Source organism: Megasphaera stantonii (assembly GCF_025567065.1).
In the GTDB taxonomy this organism is placed as follows: domain Bacteria; phylum Bacillota; class Negativicutes; order Veillonellales; family Megasphaeraceae; genus Megasphaera; species Megasphaera stantonii.
In genome coordinates this window covers 66,376-82,177 of the sequence record NZ_JAOQKD010000003.1, presented here as the reverse complement: position 1 = coordinate 82,177, position 15,802 = coordinate 66,376, and the positions used below count along the sequence as shown (strand labels likewise).

The window sequence follows — 15,802 nt, the reverse complement described above, 5'->3', positions numbered from 1 at the left end:
GAGGCTGCCTATGTATACATTCATGAAATGTCTCAGCTTTCTGATTTGCCATATTCCTTTTTTCATGCGCCGCGGTTTGGGGGCGTTTTTCGGCGCCTTTTTCTGGACCTTTGTGCCGAAGAAGCGCAAAATCTTGGCGCGGGATCAAATCCTTGAATGCGGCCTTACGGCAGATGCCGGCGAAGCGATGGCGATCGCCAAAGCCAGTACGACGCGCTTCGGCCGTATGATCATCGAGGTGCTGTCCTATCCTGTGTATGACAAAGAGATTCTCGATAAAAAAATCGTGTTTCATGGCAAAGAATATCTCGACGAGCTCAAGGCGAGCGGTGAGGGCGCGATTTTTATGGCTTCCCATGCAGGGAACTGGGAGCTTCTCGGCGCGTATTTGGCGATGAGCGGCTATCCTCTCATATCGGTGGCGCAGCAGCAGGACAATAAGGGCTCGGATACGTTTATCAACGAATACCGGGCGATGATGAAGCAGCACGTTACGTATAAGACGGGCATCCGCGACATGGTACGTTTTTTGGCCAAGGGCCATTATATCGGCCTGCTCATGGACCAGGACCCGGGATATGCCGGCATCATGGTCAAGCTGTTCGGCCGGGATACACTGACGGCCGACGGCCCGGCGAAGCTGGCCGGCATACAAAACTATCCGATATTGTCTATTTTCATTCACGAAGACAGACCTTATCATTACGTCGTAGAAGCGCTGCCGCCGATTCGGCCTTATACGTCCGACACGCCGTTGTCGAAGGAAGAAAAGAAGCGGATCGTATATGACGTTACGCAGCAGCTGAACGATCGTCTGGAAGCACATATCCGCAAGTATCCCGACGAATGGTTCTGGCTTCACAATCGCTGGAAATGGACGAAACGGTATAAAGAGAAACAAAAGCTGAAAGAACAACAGAACTAGCTCATCCATTGGCGCTGCCGAAATGTAGGCGGCGCCAATTTTTACAGCTTTTTAACAATTTTGTCAGGGCAATATATATGCGTGCTGAATTATGGTATAATAAATAAAAATTAGGCGAGCCGCAGGAGCTCAAAGAAGCCGCGTAAAACAATGTACAGTGAAATACGCGGGAGCAAAGGAGAATTGACGAATCATGTATGTTTGTTTGATGCGTCATGGCAAAGCCGAGCCGTACCATGACGGAATGGACGATAAAAAGCGGGAACTGATTGAAAAGGGCAAGAAGCAGGCTGCGGCAATGCTCGACGCCGCCCGGCTGTGGTGGCCCGAAGGGACTACCGTCCTGTGGGCCAGCCCGTATATCCGCACGTGTCAAACGGCGGCGTTTTTTGATACGCGCATTCCCTATACTGCCTTTCATACCCATCCGGCCATTGCAGCCGGTGATCTGGACGCCGTCTATAAGGATATTCTGTGCGGGAGCGACGGGGATGTCGTGTGCATTGTCGGCCATTCGCCCTATTTAGAGCAATGGACTAAGGCATGGACCGGTCTGGATATACAGTTCAAAACGGGAAGCATGGCCTTGTTTGATTATGATCCCTTTGACAGCAACGGGGGCACGGCGTCGCTGCTCATGTATATGAGCCCGAAGGCAGCAAAGCTGATAAAGAAATAATAGATAGTAATTAGGAGGTATAGCCTATGAAACACGTAGTATCGATTGCCGGGACGGACCCGTCCGGCGGGGCCGGAGCGGCGGCGGACTGCAAGACCTTTTGCGCCCATGGTTGTTATGCCATGAACGTCATAACGGCTGTCGTATCGCAGAACACGCAGGGCGTGCGGGGATATATGGACGTGACGCCGGAGATGATCGCATCGCAGATCGACGCCGTATTTGAAGATATAGAGGTAGACGCCGTGAAAATCGGTATGGTCAGCGTTCCCGAGACGATACGCATTATCGCCGGCAAGCTGCGCCAGTACAAGCCTCCCTTCGTCGTTGTCGACCCGGTCATGGTGGCGACGAGCGGCCATCGGCTACTGGCCGAAGAAGCAGAACAGACGCTGAAGGAGGAGTTGATTCCCCTGGCAGACGTACTGACGCCGAATATTCCCGAAGCCGAAGTGCTGACGGGACGTCATATTGATGATTTTACGTCTATGGAACAGGCGGCCAAAGACATCGCAGCCTTAGGAGCGAAGGCCGTGCTGGTCAAAGGCGGCCACCGCGTAGAAGATGCGACGGACATCTTATACGATGGCGAAGGCTTCCATTATTTCAAAGGCCGCCGCGTCGAAAGCACGAGCACTCACGGCACGGGCTGCTCCCTGTCTAGTGCCATCGCCTCCAATCTGGCGAACGGCATGAACCTGGCCGACGCCGTCGCGGCGGCCAAGCAGTACGTCTTCGACGGCATCAGCCACGCCGAACCGATTGGCAAAGGCCACGGGCCTATCCATCATTTCTACAGCCTGTACCGCAAGGCGGGCATGTAGCTTCTGTGTTCAGGTTATTCCCCGGCAGTCCCTCGGCTTTTCCGGGAATAGTTATTATTGCGCAAGGAGGAATGAAATATGAATTTAAGAATGCGTGTAAAAAAGGCTCTTTGTACGGTCGCGGCCCTGGCTATGGCCAGCGGCGCGGCATTCGCGGCGTCTCCGTCGCAGGTATACGAAGAAGCGGCCCGCAATATGATGGCTGAACCGACAGGCGAATACGTCCTGCAGGTCAATATGGAAATGCCTTTTTTGGGCAATGTGTCCCTGACCAACACCATCGATATGCAGGCTGAACCCTTCCAGATGAAGAGCGAAGCTGTAGCGAAGGTCCTGAACAACACGAAGACCGTCCACAGTTATGTGGAACAGGACGGCGACGTACTGCACATCTACTATGAAGATTCGAAGGCCGACAACGCGTGGAAAAAGGCAACCCGCAAATTGAAGAGCGCCGATCCCATTTCCAAGCGCTTCCATGGCGACCACAACGTACTGGCCGGCGTGAAATCCGTAACGGCAGCCGGCAAGAATTCGTACGATGTCGTATATGACGCGAGCCGCCTGTACCGCGAAGGCGACAAGGAAAAATGGGCTGCCGACGGCTATAAGAAAGAACAGGCCGAAGGCTTTGCAAAGGTCCTTCAGGCCCTGCAGAAAACGGGCGACGTAACGGTCAATGTAATCGTCGATCCGAAGACCAAGCGGATTTCCAAGGTGACGATGCCTTTGACGCCGCAGATGCGCGCCGTTGCGCAGGAAGTGTTGGCTGAAAGCGACGCGTCCGACGCGAATAAAGCCGTTATGGAACAGTTTATCAAGTACAGCGAAATATCCATGACTATCGACTGTGCTCCCCTTCCGAAAGACGCTGATTTGACGGCTCCGAAAGAAGTTAAGGAAGCGGCCGTTCCGGGAACGATTCCGGGCTCCGACGACGCGGAGGAATCCGATAAAGACGGCGCTGCGGCAAAAGCGGCCTAAGGGCGGCAAGGAGACATCTACATATGTTTTGGCATCAGGGCCGCATGCGGTATCGTCGCTGCGGTCCTGATGTTTTTTATAAGCACATGTGCCGTGCGGCATGGATATACCGCGGCAACTGGACAAATATATGAACCGGCGGCTGCGGCACTCTAAATTTTTCCTTAAATTGTAGAATTTTACAGTCATATTATTGACATAGGAAGAGAAATAACGGAAAATATGATAGAAGGGTAAGTCCATTATTGTTCGTTATATCTGAACGCAAGCATCTTTGATAAGACAGTTGGCATCGATTGCCTGCACGGGAGAATAGGTCGGCACAGGCCGACGGGCAATCCAATATACACAGTTAGAACGGATAAAATTTCATAGTACAGGAGGTAAAAAAATTGGCTAAGAAAGAAAAGCTGATGGTCATTCCATTGGGCGGCTTGGGCGAAATCGGCAAGAATATGACCGTAATCCAATACGGAAACGACATCATCGTAATTGACGCCGGACTGTCTTTCCCTGACGACGATATGTTTGGCATTGACCTCGTCATCCCTGACATGAGCTATTTGATTGAAAACAGGGATAAGGTGAGGGCCGTCGTCATTACGCATGGTCACGAAGACCATATCGGCAGTTTGGCATATTTGCTCAACGAAGTAAATGTGCCCGTTTACGCGACGAAATTAGTATGCGGCCTCATCGAAGGCAAATTGAAGGAAAATCACATTACGAATTACAAATTGAACGAGGTGCAGCACGGCGACGAAGTGCAGATCGGCTGCATGAAAGTGGGCTTTATCCGAACCAATCACTCTATTCCCGATGCCAGCGCGCTGTATTTTAAGACGCCTGTAGGCACGATCGTCCATACAGGCGACTTTAAGATCGACCTGACCCCGGTGGACGGCCAGCCTATGGACATCCACAAGTTTGCAGACCTGGGCCGCCGCGGCGTACTGCTGCTCATGTCGGACAGCACGAACGCAGAACGGCCGGGCTACACCGAATCGGAAACGACCGTAGGCCACGCCTTCCGCAAGGCCTTCCGGGCTGCGACGGGACGCATTATTTTGGCGACCTTCGCTTCGAATATTTCCCGTATTCAGCAGGCGATCAATACGGCCGTGCAGTTTAAGCGCAAAGTGACCGTATTGGGCCGCAGCATGGTAAATAACGTGCAGATTGCCATCGAATTGGGCTATCTGAGCGTGCCTGACGGCGTGCTCATCGAGCCCGACGAATTGGGACGCTATCCCGACGACCAGGTCCTGATCCTGACGACGGGCAGCCAGGGCGAGCCCATGGCCGGCTTATCCCGCATGGCCTCCAACAATCACCGCAGCGTCAGCATCATGCCGGGCGATACGGTCATCATTTCGGCGACGCCGATTCCGGGCAACGAAATGGGCGTCAGCCGGACCATCGACAACCTCATGAAGCTGGGCGCCAACGTCGTTGCCGGCCGGGATAAGAAGATTCACGTGTCGGGCCACGCCAGCCAGGAAGAATTGAAGCTCATGCTGGATTTGATCCGGCCGAAGTATTTTATTCCCGTGCACGGCGAATACCGCATGCTGAAGCAGCACGGCGATTTGGCGGTGCAGATGGGCGTCGAAAAGGATCACGTCCTCATCGGCGACAACGGTCAGATTTTCGAATTTTCCAACCGTTCCGGCAATAAAGCCGGCCGGGTCAACGCCGGCCGCGTATTCGTCGACGGCCTCGGCGTCGGCGACGTCGGCAACATCGTCATCCGCGACCGCCAGCAATTAGCTATGGAAGGCGTCGTCATCGTCGTCATGACCTTGGCGAAGGGGACGAGCCACGCCCTGGCCGGACCGGATATCGTGTCGAGAGGCTTTGTCTACGTCCGCGATTCGGAAGAGCTGATCAGCGAAGCTCACGACCGCGTCGCCGCCGTCCTCGAACGGTGCGAAGCCGGCAACATCCGCGAATGGGCGGTCATTAAGTCGCAGGTTCGCGATACGCTGAGCCGGTACTTGTATGAAAAGACGAAACGCCGGCCTATGATTTTGCCGATTATTATGGAAGTATAATGCAATACTGCGGAGACAGCGGAGGCCAGCGCGCCTCCGCTGTTTACCATGCAGGTAGAGATGCCTTTCTTGAAAGGAGATGATTCAGTGGAACAAAAGCGCATTACGCCTCTCACGACTGCCGGCTGTTTTGCCGCTGTCATGCTTATCCTGGCCCTTCTCAGCACCTTTATGCCCTTCTTTTCCTTTGTGGGGTACTTTATCATGCCTATTCCCATGACGATTATCTATATGAAATACGGCATGCGCCAGGCGCTGCTCCTCGGCGTCGTCGTAGGCATTCTCATGGGCATTTTCATCGATCCCCTGACGGCGGTCGCCCAGCTTATTACCTTTGCCTCTGTTGGCCTGGCTATCGGCGCCGGATTCCGCTACGAGTGGGCGCCGGCCAAGATGCTGGCCTGCGTAGCGGCGGCCCTCATTGCCGCCACGGGCGTTCTTCTCGCACTTATGTATATCGTTCTCGACATCAATTTGCTGGCGGCGATTTACAGCGCCTTCGATACGGTCGTCGCCGATACGATCGCCCAGTATAAAACCAGCGGTATGTCCGATATCCAGCTGGCCGAGGCGCGGACGCAGCTGGAAGAAGTGCGGCGTCTTCTGCCGTCTATGCTTCCCATGTTTTTATGCCTGGCCATGGCGGTTATCGCCTATATCAACGTTAAGATTTCCCAGCTGGTGCTCGTCCGCTTAGGCTTTTCCATCAAGCCCTTTTTGCCGATTCGTTATTGGGAAATTTCGCGCAGTGTGATATACTTATATGTATTGGCATTGGTCATGAAATATTGGGGGACGACGCGGGATATCGAGTGGCTCAGCATCATCGGCGTCAACTTGAATCAAGTCGCCTTTTTCTTTATATGCATTCAGGGCCTGGCCTTCCTGTTTTATTTCCTCGACCGCCGCTTTCATATCAGCACGGGGTTGCAGGTGCTCATTATCATTTTGTTTTTTGTCATGCCCGTGTTTTCCTATGCGGCCTTCGCCGCCGGATTGATGGACATGCTTTTGAATTATCGCAAGAAACGCAATACGATGTGATGCCCAGGGGGAAGTCATATGCTGAAGGAAATGCTGTCAAGACGAAACGAGGAGCCCTTTTTCCTCATTACGGTCTTGCTGCTGATTATTATCGCCGTATATAATTGGGTCATAGCGCTGCTGGCGCTGATACTGATCGTCGGAGCCTATGTGCTGACGCGGAAAAATACGAACGAGCGCAACCGGGAAATCAGTCAGTTTTTCGACGCCGTCTCTCAAAGCGTCGACCAGGCGTCGACCTACGCCGTGCAGAACCTGCCCATCGGCATAGCCATTGTCGACATGCAGTCCAGCCTGTGCTGGGCCAACAGCGTGTTCCGCGACTGGATCGGCGATATCGACAACGACCAGAAGCTGGATCATATTATGCCCAATTTAAATATCGATAAATTTTGGGGAAAATTCGGCTATTTTTTCGAACATATCGATAAGCGGTATTACCGCGTCGTCTACAAGTATTTGCAGACGGAAGCGGCGGAAGACGACAACTACCTCATCTTGTATTTTGAAGATATTACGGACACGGAAACGCAGAAGATGAACTGCATTGCCTCCGTGCCGGTATTGTGCGATATTGAAATCGACAACATGGAAGAAGTCGCCAAGGGCATGACGTCGGTCCAGCAGACGACGCTGTGGACGAACGTCAATAACTGCCTGATCGACGAGTTGACGTCGCTGGGAGCCTTCGTCCGCTCGTACGGCAACGAAAAGTACTTCGCCTGCCTGAGCCGCGAAGCCCTCGACGAACTGAAGAAGGACAACTTTTCTTTTCTCGAAAAAATCCGCATGATCCATACGGTCAACCGCATTCCCGTTACGCTCAGCATGGGTGTGGCGGCCTGCCCGAAGGATGTCGTGACCCAGGGCATGGTCAACTTCAACGAGCTGGCCGACAAGGCCCAGGCCGGGCTGGATCTGGCCTTGGGACGGGGCGGCGACCAGGTCGTCGTATACGAAGAAGACGGCTCGCCTCATTTTTACGGCGGCAAGACCCGGTCTGTCGAAAAGAATACCCGCGTCCGGGCCCGCGTCGTCGCCCAGGCGATACGCGAACTCATCGACACGAGCGATCTCGTCCTGGTCATGGGGCATGAACGGGAAGATTACGACAGCATCGGCGCGGCCGTCGGCGTGGCCCACATGGCCCGCATCATCGGCAAGCCCGTCCACATCGTCATCAGCAAGCAGACCGACGCCATCCGCCGTCTGGAAACGCAGATACTCAACGTGCCGGCCTTTAAGGACTTGCTCATTTCGGCGGAAACGGCGGAAGAGCTGTGCAACAGCCAGACCCTGCTGTTCATCGTTGATACCCACCGGACGGACATGACCGTCGCGCCGGCCTTGATTGAACAGACGGAACGGCGCGTCGTCATCGACCATCACCGCCGCAGCTCCGACTTTATCAAGAAGCCTCTCCTGACGTATACGGAGCCGTCCAGCTCTTCGACGAGCGAACTCGTCACGGAGCTGCTCCAGTATTACCAGGAAGACGTAGAGCTGGAAAAAATCGAAGCGACGGCCTTGTACGCCGGCATTATCGTCGATACGAAAAACTTCGCCGTCCAGACCGGCGTCCGTACCTTTGACGCCGCGGCCTACCTGCGCCGCAGCGGCGCTGACCCGGAAATCGTGCGGGAGCTGTTCAGCTCCGATTTTACGACAGTCCGGGAAAAGGCGGCCATCTTGTCGGAGGCGCGCATCGTAGACGGCGTGGCCATGGCTTCCTGCCCGAAGGGGACGAAGAACACGACGATCGTAGCGGCGCAAATCGCCGATATGCTTATCAATATAGACAACGTAAACGCCAGCTTTACGTTCTGCGAGCTTCCTGACGGCAATATCGGCGTCAGCGCCCGCTCCAAGGGAGATATTAACGTACAGCTCGTCATGGAGGCCCTGGGCGGCGGCGGCCATCGCACCGTTGCCGGCGCGCAGCTCAAAGAGCGTACCGTAGAAGAAGCGCAGCAGGACGTCATGGCGGCCCTGCGGGACGTAATCAATAAAAATAAGGAGACTGAAAAAGAATGAAAGTAATATTATTGCAAGACGTAAAAAAATTGGGTAAAAAAGGCGAAATCATAGAAGTATCGGAAGGCTACGGCCGCAATTTCCTGCTGCCCCGCAAATTAGCTGCGCCGGGCACGTCGGAAAACATCAACGACGCGAAGCAGAAGCAGGCGGCGGCTAAGCATAAGGCCCAGGTAGCGTCCGATGAAGCCGTCGTGCTGGCCAGCCAGCTGAAGAAGGTAGAGCTGACGATTCCCGTAAAGGTCGGCGAAGGCGGAAAGGTATTCGGTGCGATTACGGGCAAAAATATCAGCGAAGCGGCGAAGGCTCAGTACGACGTCGACATCGACAAAAAGAAAGTCGAAATCAAGGACCCGATTAAATCGCTGGGAACGTACGACGTCGTCATCCGCGTGCATCCGACCATTACGAGCGTCATCAAGGTTCATGTCGTAGAAGGATAAGCTGCGGCAAAACTGTAAGGGGATACTATGAAAGAATTGCTTGATAAACTGTTACAGCGCCATAAGTATCTGGAACCGACGGCGGAGGAAGAGCTCCGCCGTCAGGTTAACGTGCTTTACGGCGCTTTTACTGGTCTTATAGGGGCGGAAAAGATGGTGCTCAGAGCCAGTAAATACGCCGCCCTGTCCTATGTCCATTCGGAAGACCCGCGGCAGCGGCTGGTCGGCCTGCAGCGCCTCGTATATGAAAACGCGTCGTACGACCGCATTCCGAAGGACGACGAGGTCATCGACGTATTGAACGAGCTGGAAATCGTACTGGCTGAAATGCTGGCCCGCCAGGCTGTGGAAGAGCGGCTGGAAAAGAAGATTTCCCAGCGGATGGAGGAAAAGCAGCAGGAATACGTGCAGGAAATCAAGATGCAGATTATCAAGGAAGAACTGCACGATGTAGAGACGCCGCAGACGAAGCGCAAGCTGGCCGAGCTGCAGAAGCTCGATACGATACAGCTGTCCGAATCGATTATGGAGCAAGTCCGTCCGAAAAAGCTCAGCGCCGTCGTCGGCCAGGAACGGGCCGTGGAAGCGATGCAGAGCAAGCTGGCTTCCGTGTATCCGCAGCATCTTCTGTTGTACGGACCTCCCGGCGTAGGCAAGACGACGGCGGCCCGCATCGTCCTGCAGGAGGCGAAAGGCCTTCCCTTTACGCCCTTCGGACCTGACGCGCCCTTTGTCGAAACGGACGGGACGACGTTGCGCTGGGATTCGCGCGATATGACCAATCCCCTCATCGGCTCGGTCCACGACCCCATTTATCAAGGCGCGCGCCGCGATTTGGCCGATACGGGGATTCCCGAGCCCAAGCCGGGTCTGGTGACGGAGGCCCATGGCGGCATCTTGTTCATCGACGAAATCGGCGAGATGGACCCCATGCTGCTGAATAAGCTGCTAAAGGTATTGGAAGATAAGCGGGTGAAGTTCGAGTCGGCCTATTATGACGAAGAAGACCCGAATGTGCCCCAATATATTAAAAAACTGTTCGCCGAAGGCGCGCCGGCCGATTTCATCCTCATCGGAGCGACGACGCGGAGCCCTTGGGAAATCAATCCGGCTATCCGCTCGCGCTGCGCCGAAATCTTTTTCGAGCCCCTCGTGCCGTCGGATATACAGACTATCGTAGAAAATGCGGCCAGGGAGCTGGGCGCGGTCTTGGAAGACGGTGCGGCGGCCCTTATCAGCACCTTTACGATCGAAGGGCGCAAGGCTGTCAATATCCTGGCTGACGCTTACGGCCTGGCCGTATATCGGGCCGGCCGCAAGGACGGCGTAGTCATTACGAAGGATCACATTCACCGCGTGTCCCAGATCAGCCGCCTTACGCCGTACGCCATGGAAAAGGCGAGCGACGTGCCGGCTGTGGGGAAAATATTCGGCCTCGGCGTTTCGGGGTATTTAGGCTCGGCGATCGAAATCGAAGCCGTAGCCTTTCCCGCCCGCGAGGCCGGCAAGGGCTATTACCGCTTCAACGATACGGCCGGTTCGATGGCCAAGGATTCCATGTTCAACGCCGCTGCCGTGGTGCGCAGCGTGACGGGCAAGGAATTGTCCGATTACGACGTCAATATCAACTTTGTCGGCGGCGGAAACATCGACGGCCCGTCGGCAGGCTGCGCGATTACGACGGCTCTCATCTCGGCGATTACGCAGACGCCGATCCGACAGGATGTGGCCGTTACGGGCGAAATTTCCGTGCGGGGGCAGGTAAAGCCCGTCGGCGGCGTATTTGAAAAGGCCTACGGCGCCTGCCAGGCCGGCATGAAGGCCATCGTCATTCCTAAGGACAATGGGCAGGATATTCCGGAACATCATCTGGATTTGGATATACGCTGCGCCGAAACGATTCAGGATGTGTTGGACATTATGTTTGTAAAGTAGGAGTGTGCATATACTATGGAGCAGCGGATTCCGCCGCAGAACGTAGAAGCGGAGCAGGCCGTGCTCGGCGCGATGATGCTGGAGCACAACGCCGTCGTAGCCGCTATGGAAAAGCTGCGGCCCGGCGATTTTTACAGGGAAGTGCACCGGACGATTTTCGAAGCCATGGAGCACCTGCATCACGACAACAAGGAAGTCGACGTCATTACCCTGCCGGAAGAACTGCGGCGCATGAAAAAGCTCGACGACGTCGGTGGTCTGGAGTACATCCTCAGCCTGCCGAACCTGGTCGCGACGGCCGCTAATATCGAATATCACGCCAATATCGTGGCGGAAAAGGCCCTGGCCCGCAATATTATTACGACGTGCACCGAATTGACCTCGGAGGCTTACGACGGCGAGAAAGAGCCGGAGGATTTGCTGGACGACGCCGAACGGCGTATCCTGCAGATTTCCGAGAGCAAGCGGCGGGGAGACTTCGCGCCTGTCGGCGTCGTCGTCGAAGAAACGCTGGACAAGATTACCAAGCTGTATGAAAATAAAGCGGGCATTACGGGCTTGCCTACGGGATTTCGCGATTTAGACCGCCTGACGTCGGGGCTGCAGCCGTCGGATTTAATCCTCGTCGCGGCTCGTCCGAGTATGGGGAAGACGGCCTTTACCCTGAATATCGCGCAGAACGTAGGCGTAAAGCAGCATAAGACCGTGGCCTTCTTTTCCCTGGAAATGTCTCAGGAGCAGCTCGTACAGCGTCTGCTGTGCCAAATCGCCCATATCGATTCGCAGAAGCTGCGCACGGGCCAGCTCAACAGCGACGACGAATGGACGAAGCTGACCGACGCCTGCGATAAATTGTATCAGGCGCCTATTTACATCGACGATACGCCGGGTATTTCCGTAACGGAGATGCGCTCCAAGGCCCGCCGTCTCAAGGCGGAGCACGGCCTGGATTTGATCATCGTCGACTACCTGCAGCTCATGCAGGGGCGCAGCTCCGAAAGCCGACAGCAGGAAATCTCCGAAATTTCCCGTTCGCTGAAGGCCCTGGCCCGGGAGCTCAAAGTGCCCCTCATCGCTCTGTCGCAGCTCAGCCGAAGCGTAGAAAGCCGGCAGGATAAGCGGCCGATGCTGAGCGACCTGCGCGAATCGGGCGCGCTGGAACAGGACGCCGATATCGTGTCGTTCTTATATCGCGAAGATTATTATGATAAGGAAACGGAAAATCAGCACATTACAGAAATCATACTGGCCAAGCACCGCAACGGCCCCGTCGGTTCTGTAAAGCTGTATTTCAAGGGCGAGTATACCTTATTCTTGAATTTGGATACGACCCATGAAGACCGTTTGTAATGCGTAAGGGATAGAGAGCCGTCGCTCTTGCGTCCCTTATTTTTGTATAGAGGAGGCCCTATGGAAAAGCAGAAAAAGATCCGCATTGCCGGCGTCGTTGCGGCAGTGCTGTTTATTGTCGTTGCCGCAGCCGGGTCCCTGTCCCGCTCGGACAGCGTGCGGAAGCTGTATCAGGAGCCGCGCGTAGCGGTTATCCGCGTCAATGGCCCGATTGTCGGCGGCGACGACGCCGACATGGCTTGGGGAAGCCCGTCTTCGACGACGTCGGGCGCGCTGATGCGCCAGTTCCGCAAGGCCAGGCAGGACGACAGCGTACAAGCTGTGCTGCTGCGCGTCAACAGCCCCGGCGGCAGCGCGGCGGCGACGCAGGAAGCGGCGGCAGAGCTACAGAAGCTGAAGGATTCGGGCAAGCCCGTCGTCGTATCCATGGGCGATACGGCTGCGTCGGGGGCTTACTGGCTGGCGGCCTATGGAGATAAAATATACGCCAATCCTTCGACGATTACGGGAAGCATTGGCGTGTATATGTCGTATTATGATGTGCAGGGCCTGAGCGAAAAGCTGGGCGTACGAGAAGAAAAAATCAAATCGGGGCCCCATAAAGATATTTTCTCACCCTTCCGTCCGATGACTGAGGAAGAACGGAGGCTGACCCAGAATATGGTCGACGATATGTACGAACAGTTTGTCGCCGTCGTGGCCGAGCAGCGCCATATGGACGGCGAAACGGTGCGTTCCCTGGCCGACGGCCGGGTGTTTACAGGCGTGCAGGCAAAGGAGGCGGGCCTCGTCGACGAGCTGGGGAATTACTACGACGCCTTGGGCTATGCCGGGACGCTGATCCACGCCGATCCGGACAAGGTGGCGACGGTGACGTACGACGACGCCTTCTCCTGGGATCAGCTGCTGTCCGGCCGGATAGCGGCGCCTTCTCTGGCCGAAGGGCTGTATGAAGCCGGGCAGAGGATTCCCTTCCCCCTCATGATATGGAAAGGAGGGCGGCAGCAATGAGATATTACATTGAAGAAGCCTTAGCATTGGCCTACGGCATCGTCGTATCGCCTAAAGAAACGCTGGCCGTCATCGTGCCGGAGCAGCGCCTTCGCGAAGGAATCGTCATCTGGTCCCTTTCCGTGATGCTTTCTGTCGTGTCCGTATGGGTGCAGTGGCAGGATACGGCAGTATGGACGGCCATAGCCATGTACGGCGGAGCGGCCTTCTGTTTTGCCGCGCGCATCTTGCTGTATCATGGAGCCGCCCGCCTTCTCGGGCGAAACGGGTCTATGAAAAGCCTGGCGGCGGCCCTCTGCTTCACGGAACTCCCCCTCAACCTGGCGACCTTAGCCGGCAGCTTCGTATTCGTCGCGCCGGAGCTGCTGGTGCAGGCCGTGTCGCTGGCGGCAGGGGTCTGGGCTTTGGTATTGGACGTATGGGCCGTCAAAGAAACGTACGCCATGGGAACGGGACGAAGTATTGCCGTCTTGCTGCTGCCCCTGGCCGCCGTGGCCGTCTTGGCTGTCGTCGTCTTGTTATACGTCGTCTTTGCCGTCGTTTCGATTTTCAGCTGACGCGGCGGCCGGGTTAGCCGCGTATTCCAGATTGCGGAGCAGCACCTTTTTGCCGCGCCAGGCGAAGGCACGGTCGCCGAAGGCCTGTTGGAACTGTTTGTTGGACAGCGACTCGATATCCGAAGGGCAGAGCTGTGACAGGCGGCTCCGATAAAATTCCGGAAGGGGCGTTGCCTTGGCGCCGGCGTTGTGGGGACACGATTCCTGACATACGTCGCAGCCGAAGATGAGCGGCGTTTTTTCCATACATTGTATTTCAGGCAGCATAAAGCTGCCTTTTTTTTGCGTAATATACGATTTGCAGCGGCTGTAATCGTAAGCGCCGCCGGAAAAACATTGTCCCGGACAGGCTGACTGACAAGCGCCGCAGTGGGAGCATTCCTGTTGCAGGGGCTGGTCCGGCGCGAAGGGCAGGGACGTGAGGACGCTGCCGATAAAGACGTAGGAGCCGTACGTATCGTTGATGAGGCAGCGATTGTCTCCGAAAAAGCCCAGGCCGGCCTGATAGGCCAGCCAGCGGTCCGACAGCGGGGACGTATCGACGACACAGCGCTGCTCGCTGCCGGGATATTGCCGCTGCAGATACGCGGCGATTTGCTCTAAATACGCGCGGACGACGGCGTGATAGTCTGCGCTCCGGCAATAGAGGGATAGATTGGCCTGTTCTGTCTGGGCCGTGTAATACGGAACTAAGACGACGATGACGGAACGGCACGACGGGAGAATGCGGCGCGGCTCGTATCGTTCGTCTCCTACGCCGGCGGCCAGCGGGCACGGCGGTTCTTCGGCATAGGGCGGCCGGGGCAAATCGGCTGGGGCGACGCCGGCGCAGTCCAGGCCGAGGGCAGCGGCAAACCGTTTCATATCTGTGCTGTCTATCATATAGAAGTATCCTCCAAAAAATTTGAATTTATCTCTTGCTTTTTTCTATAGAGTATAGTATACTATCCAAGTCAGCAGTTTTAAAGACTTCTTTAAAAGAAATGCTTTTGAAGAGAGTAAAAAAACTTCTGAAAAATGTCTTGACAGAATCGAGATTATCAAGTATAATCAATTACGTTCTGTGAGACAGGACACGCCGACATAGCTCAATTGGCAGAGCAACTGACTTGTAATCAGTAGGTTGTAGGTTCAAGTCCTATTGTCGGCTCCAGGTATGGTGGGGTTCCCGAGTGGCTAAAGGGAGCAGACTGTAAATCTGCCGGCGACTGCCTTCGAAGGTTCGAATCCTTCCCCCACCACCATATCATCGCGGGGTGGAGCAGTTGGTAGCTCGTCGGGCTCATAACCCGAAGGTCGTAGGTTCAAGTCCTGCCCCCGCTACCAAATTTTTGCTGCAAGGCAGTAAAGAAAAACTGTATATGTGCTTTGAACGGTGTAAGCTGTTGTAGCTCAGTCGGTAGAGCGTATCCTTGGTAAGGATAAGGTCACCGGTTCAATCCCGGTCAATAGCTCCAAACATGGCGGCTTAGCTCAGTTGGCTAGAGCATGCGGTTCATACCCGCAGTGTCCAGAGTTCGAATCTCCGAGCCGCCACCACATTTATAACCTCGTTTTACGAGGTTATTTCTATATGCAATACTATTTTTTTCTGAAAACAGAGCAAAAATAGGTATTGTGTGATAGAATACAATATAGATGGTAAATTTTTTCCTAAAGGAGGAAATCAGTAAAATGGCAAAAGAACATTACGAAAGAACCAAACCCCATGTTAACATCGGTACGATTGGTCACGTTGACCATGGCAAAACGACGTTGACGGCTGCTATTACGAAAGTATTGTCCGAAAAAGGCTATGCTAAATTCGAAGACTATGCTGATATCGATAAGGCTCCGGAAGAACGCGAACGCGGCATTACGATCAACACGGCTCACGTTGAATATGAAACGGACAACCGTCACTATGCTCACGTTGACTGCCCGGGCCACGCCGACTATGTTAAGAACATGATCACCGGCGCT

14 protein-coding genes and 5 tRNA genes are annotated in these 15,802 nt (G+C 54.9%); 18 read left to right on the top strand and 1 reads right to left on the bottom strand.

All coding sequences use genetic code 11. From position 1 onward, the window contains the following. The first annotated feature begins 10 nt into the window (after positions 1–10). The 12 genes from OCV58_RS03245 (at position 11) to OCV58_RS03190 (ending at position 13,840) form a co-directional block, all read left to right on the top strand. A complete protein-coding gene (locus OCV58_RS03245; protein ID WP_087477834.1) occupies positions 11–925 on the top strand; it encodes a lysophospholipid acyltransferase family protein in 915 nt (304 codons plus the stop codon). Between the two features lie 193 nt (positions 926–1,118). Next, positions 1,119–1,604 (top strand): SixA phosphatase family protein, encoded by a 486-nt coding sequence (locus OCV58_RS03240; protein ID WP_240924637.1) that lies wholly within the window; start codon positions 1,119–1,121, stop codon positions 1,602–1,604. Positions 1,605–1,630: 26 nt separating this feature from the next. After that, positions 1,631–2,428, top strand: a complete 798-nt coding sequence (thiD, locus tag OCV58_RS03235) for a bifunctional hydroxymethylpyrimidine kinase/phosphomethylpyrimidine kinase (RefSeq protein ID WP_095630198.1) — start codon at positions 1,631–1,633, stop codon at positions 2,426–2,428. A 78-nt stretch (positions 2,429–2,506) separates the two neighbouring features. Then, positions 2,507–3,412, top strand: coding sequence for a hypothetical protein (locus tag OCV58_RS03230; protein ID WP_154876931.1), 906 nt, complete (start codon positions 2,507–2,509; stop codon positions 3,410–3,412). A gap of 392 nt (positions 3,413–3,804) precedes the next feature. Then, positions 3,805–5,466, top strand: coding sequence for a ribonuclease J (locus tag OCV58_RS03225; RefSeq protein ID WP_154876930.1), 1,662 nt, complete (start codon positions 3,805–3,807; stop codon positions 5,464–5,466). Positions 5,467–5,553: 87 nt separating this feature from the next. Further along, positions 5,554–6,510, top strand: a complete 957-nt coding sequence (locus tag OCV58_RS03220; protein WP_154876929.1) for a YybS family protein — start codon at positions 5,554–5,556, stop codon at positions 6,508–6,510. 18 nt (positions 6,511–6,528) lie between these two features. Next, positions 6,529–8,544, top strand: a complete 2,016-nt coding sequence (locus tag OCV58_RS03215) for a DHH family phosphoesterase (RefSeq protein WP_095630194.1) — start codon at positions 6,529–6,531, stop codon at positions 8,542–8,544. Further along, positions 8,541–8,987, top strand: a complete 447-nt coding sequence (gene rplI, locus OCV58_RS03210) for a 50S ribosomal protein L9 (protein ID WP_095630193.1) — start codon at positions 8,541–8,543, stop codon at positions 8,985–8,987. The genes OCV58_RS03215 and rplI overlap by 4 nt, the downstream gene beginning before the upstream one ends. Positions 8,988–9,014: 27 nt before the next feature. Then, positions 9,015–10,922: a Lon family ATP-dependent protease gene (gene lonC / locus OCV58_RS03205; RefSeq protein ID WP_154876928.1), complete on the top strand. Its 1,908-nt coding sequence runs from the start codon at positions 9,015–9,017 to the stop codon at positions 10,920–10,922. 15 nt (positions 10,923–10,937) lie between these two features. After that, entirely contained in the window at positions 10,938–12,272 is a 1,335-nt protein-coding gene (dnaB, locus tag OCV58_RS03200; protein WP_154876927.1) for a replicative DNA helicase, read from the top strand. Positions 12,273–12,332: 60 nt separating this feature from the next. After that, positions 12,333–13,283, top strand: a complete 951-nt coding sequence (gene sppA / locus OCV58_RS03195) for a signal peptide peptidase SppA (RefSeq protein WP_154876926.1) — start codon at positions 12,333–12,335, stop codon at positions 13,281–13,283. After that, positions 13,280–13,840: a YIP1 family protein gene (locus tag OCV58_RS03190; RefSeq protein ID WP_204967663.1), complete on the top strand. Its 561-nt coding sequence runs from the start codon at positions 13,280–13,282 to the stop codon at positions 13,838–13,840. Before sppA ends, OCV58_RS03190 begins: the two co-directional genes overlap by 4 nt. Here OCV58_RS03190 and queG read toward each other — a convergent pair. Further along, entirely contained in the window at positions 13,802–14,722 is a 921-nt protein-coding gene (gene queG / locus OCV58_RS03185) for a tRNA epoxyqueuosine(34) reductase QueG (protein WP_267312771.1), read from the bottom strand. The two genes, OCV58_RS03190 and queG, sit on opposite strands and share 39 nt — an antisense overlap. 195 nt (positions 14,723–14,917) lie before the next feature. On the opposite strand from queG, the gene OCV58_RS03180 reads away from it, so the two are divergent. The 6 genes from OCV58_RS03180 to OCV58_RS03155 form a co-directional block, all read left to right on the top strand. Further along, positions 14,918–14,993 (top strand) — tRNA-Thr (locus tag OCV58_RS03180). Between the two features lie 5 nt (positions 14,994–14,998). After that, a tRNA-Tyr gene (locus OCV58_RS03175) sits at positions 14,999–15,084 on the top strand. Between the two features lie 6 nt (positions 15,085–15,090). Further along, positions 15,091–15,166, top strand: a tRNA-Met gene (locus OCV58_RS03170). Between the two features lie 55 nt (positions 15,167–15,221). Continuing rightward, positions 15,222–15,297 (top strand) — tRNA-Thr (locus OCV58_RS03165). A 5-nt stretch (positions 15,298–15,302) separates the two neighbouring features. After that, a tRNA-Met gene (locus tag OCV58_RS03160) sits at positions 15,303–15,379 on the top strand. Positions 15,380–15,514: 135 nt separating this feature from the next. Next, on the top strand, positions 15,515–15,802 hold a 288-nt coding region (locus OCV58_RS03155), incomplete at its 3' end, for a GTP-binding protein (protein ID WP_267312770.1).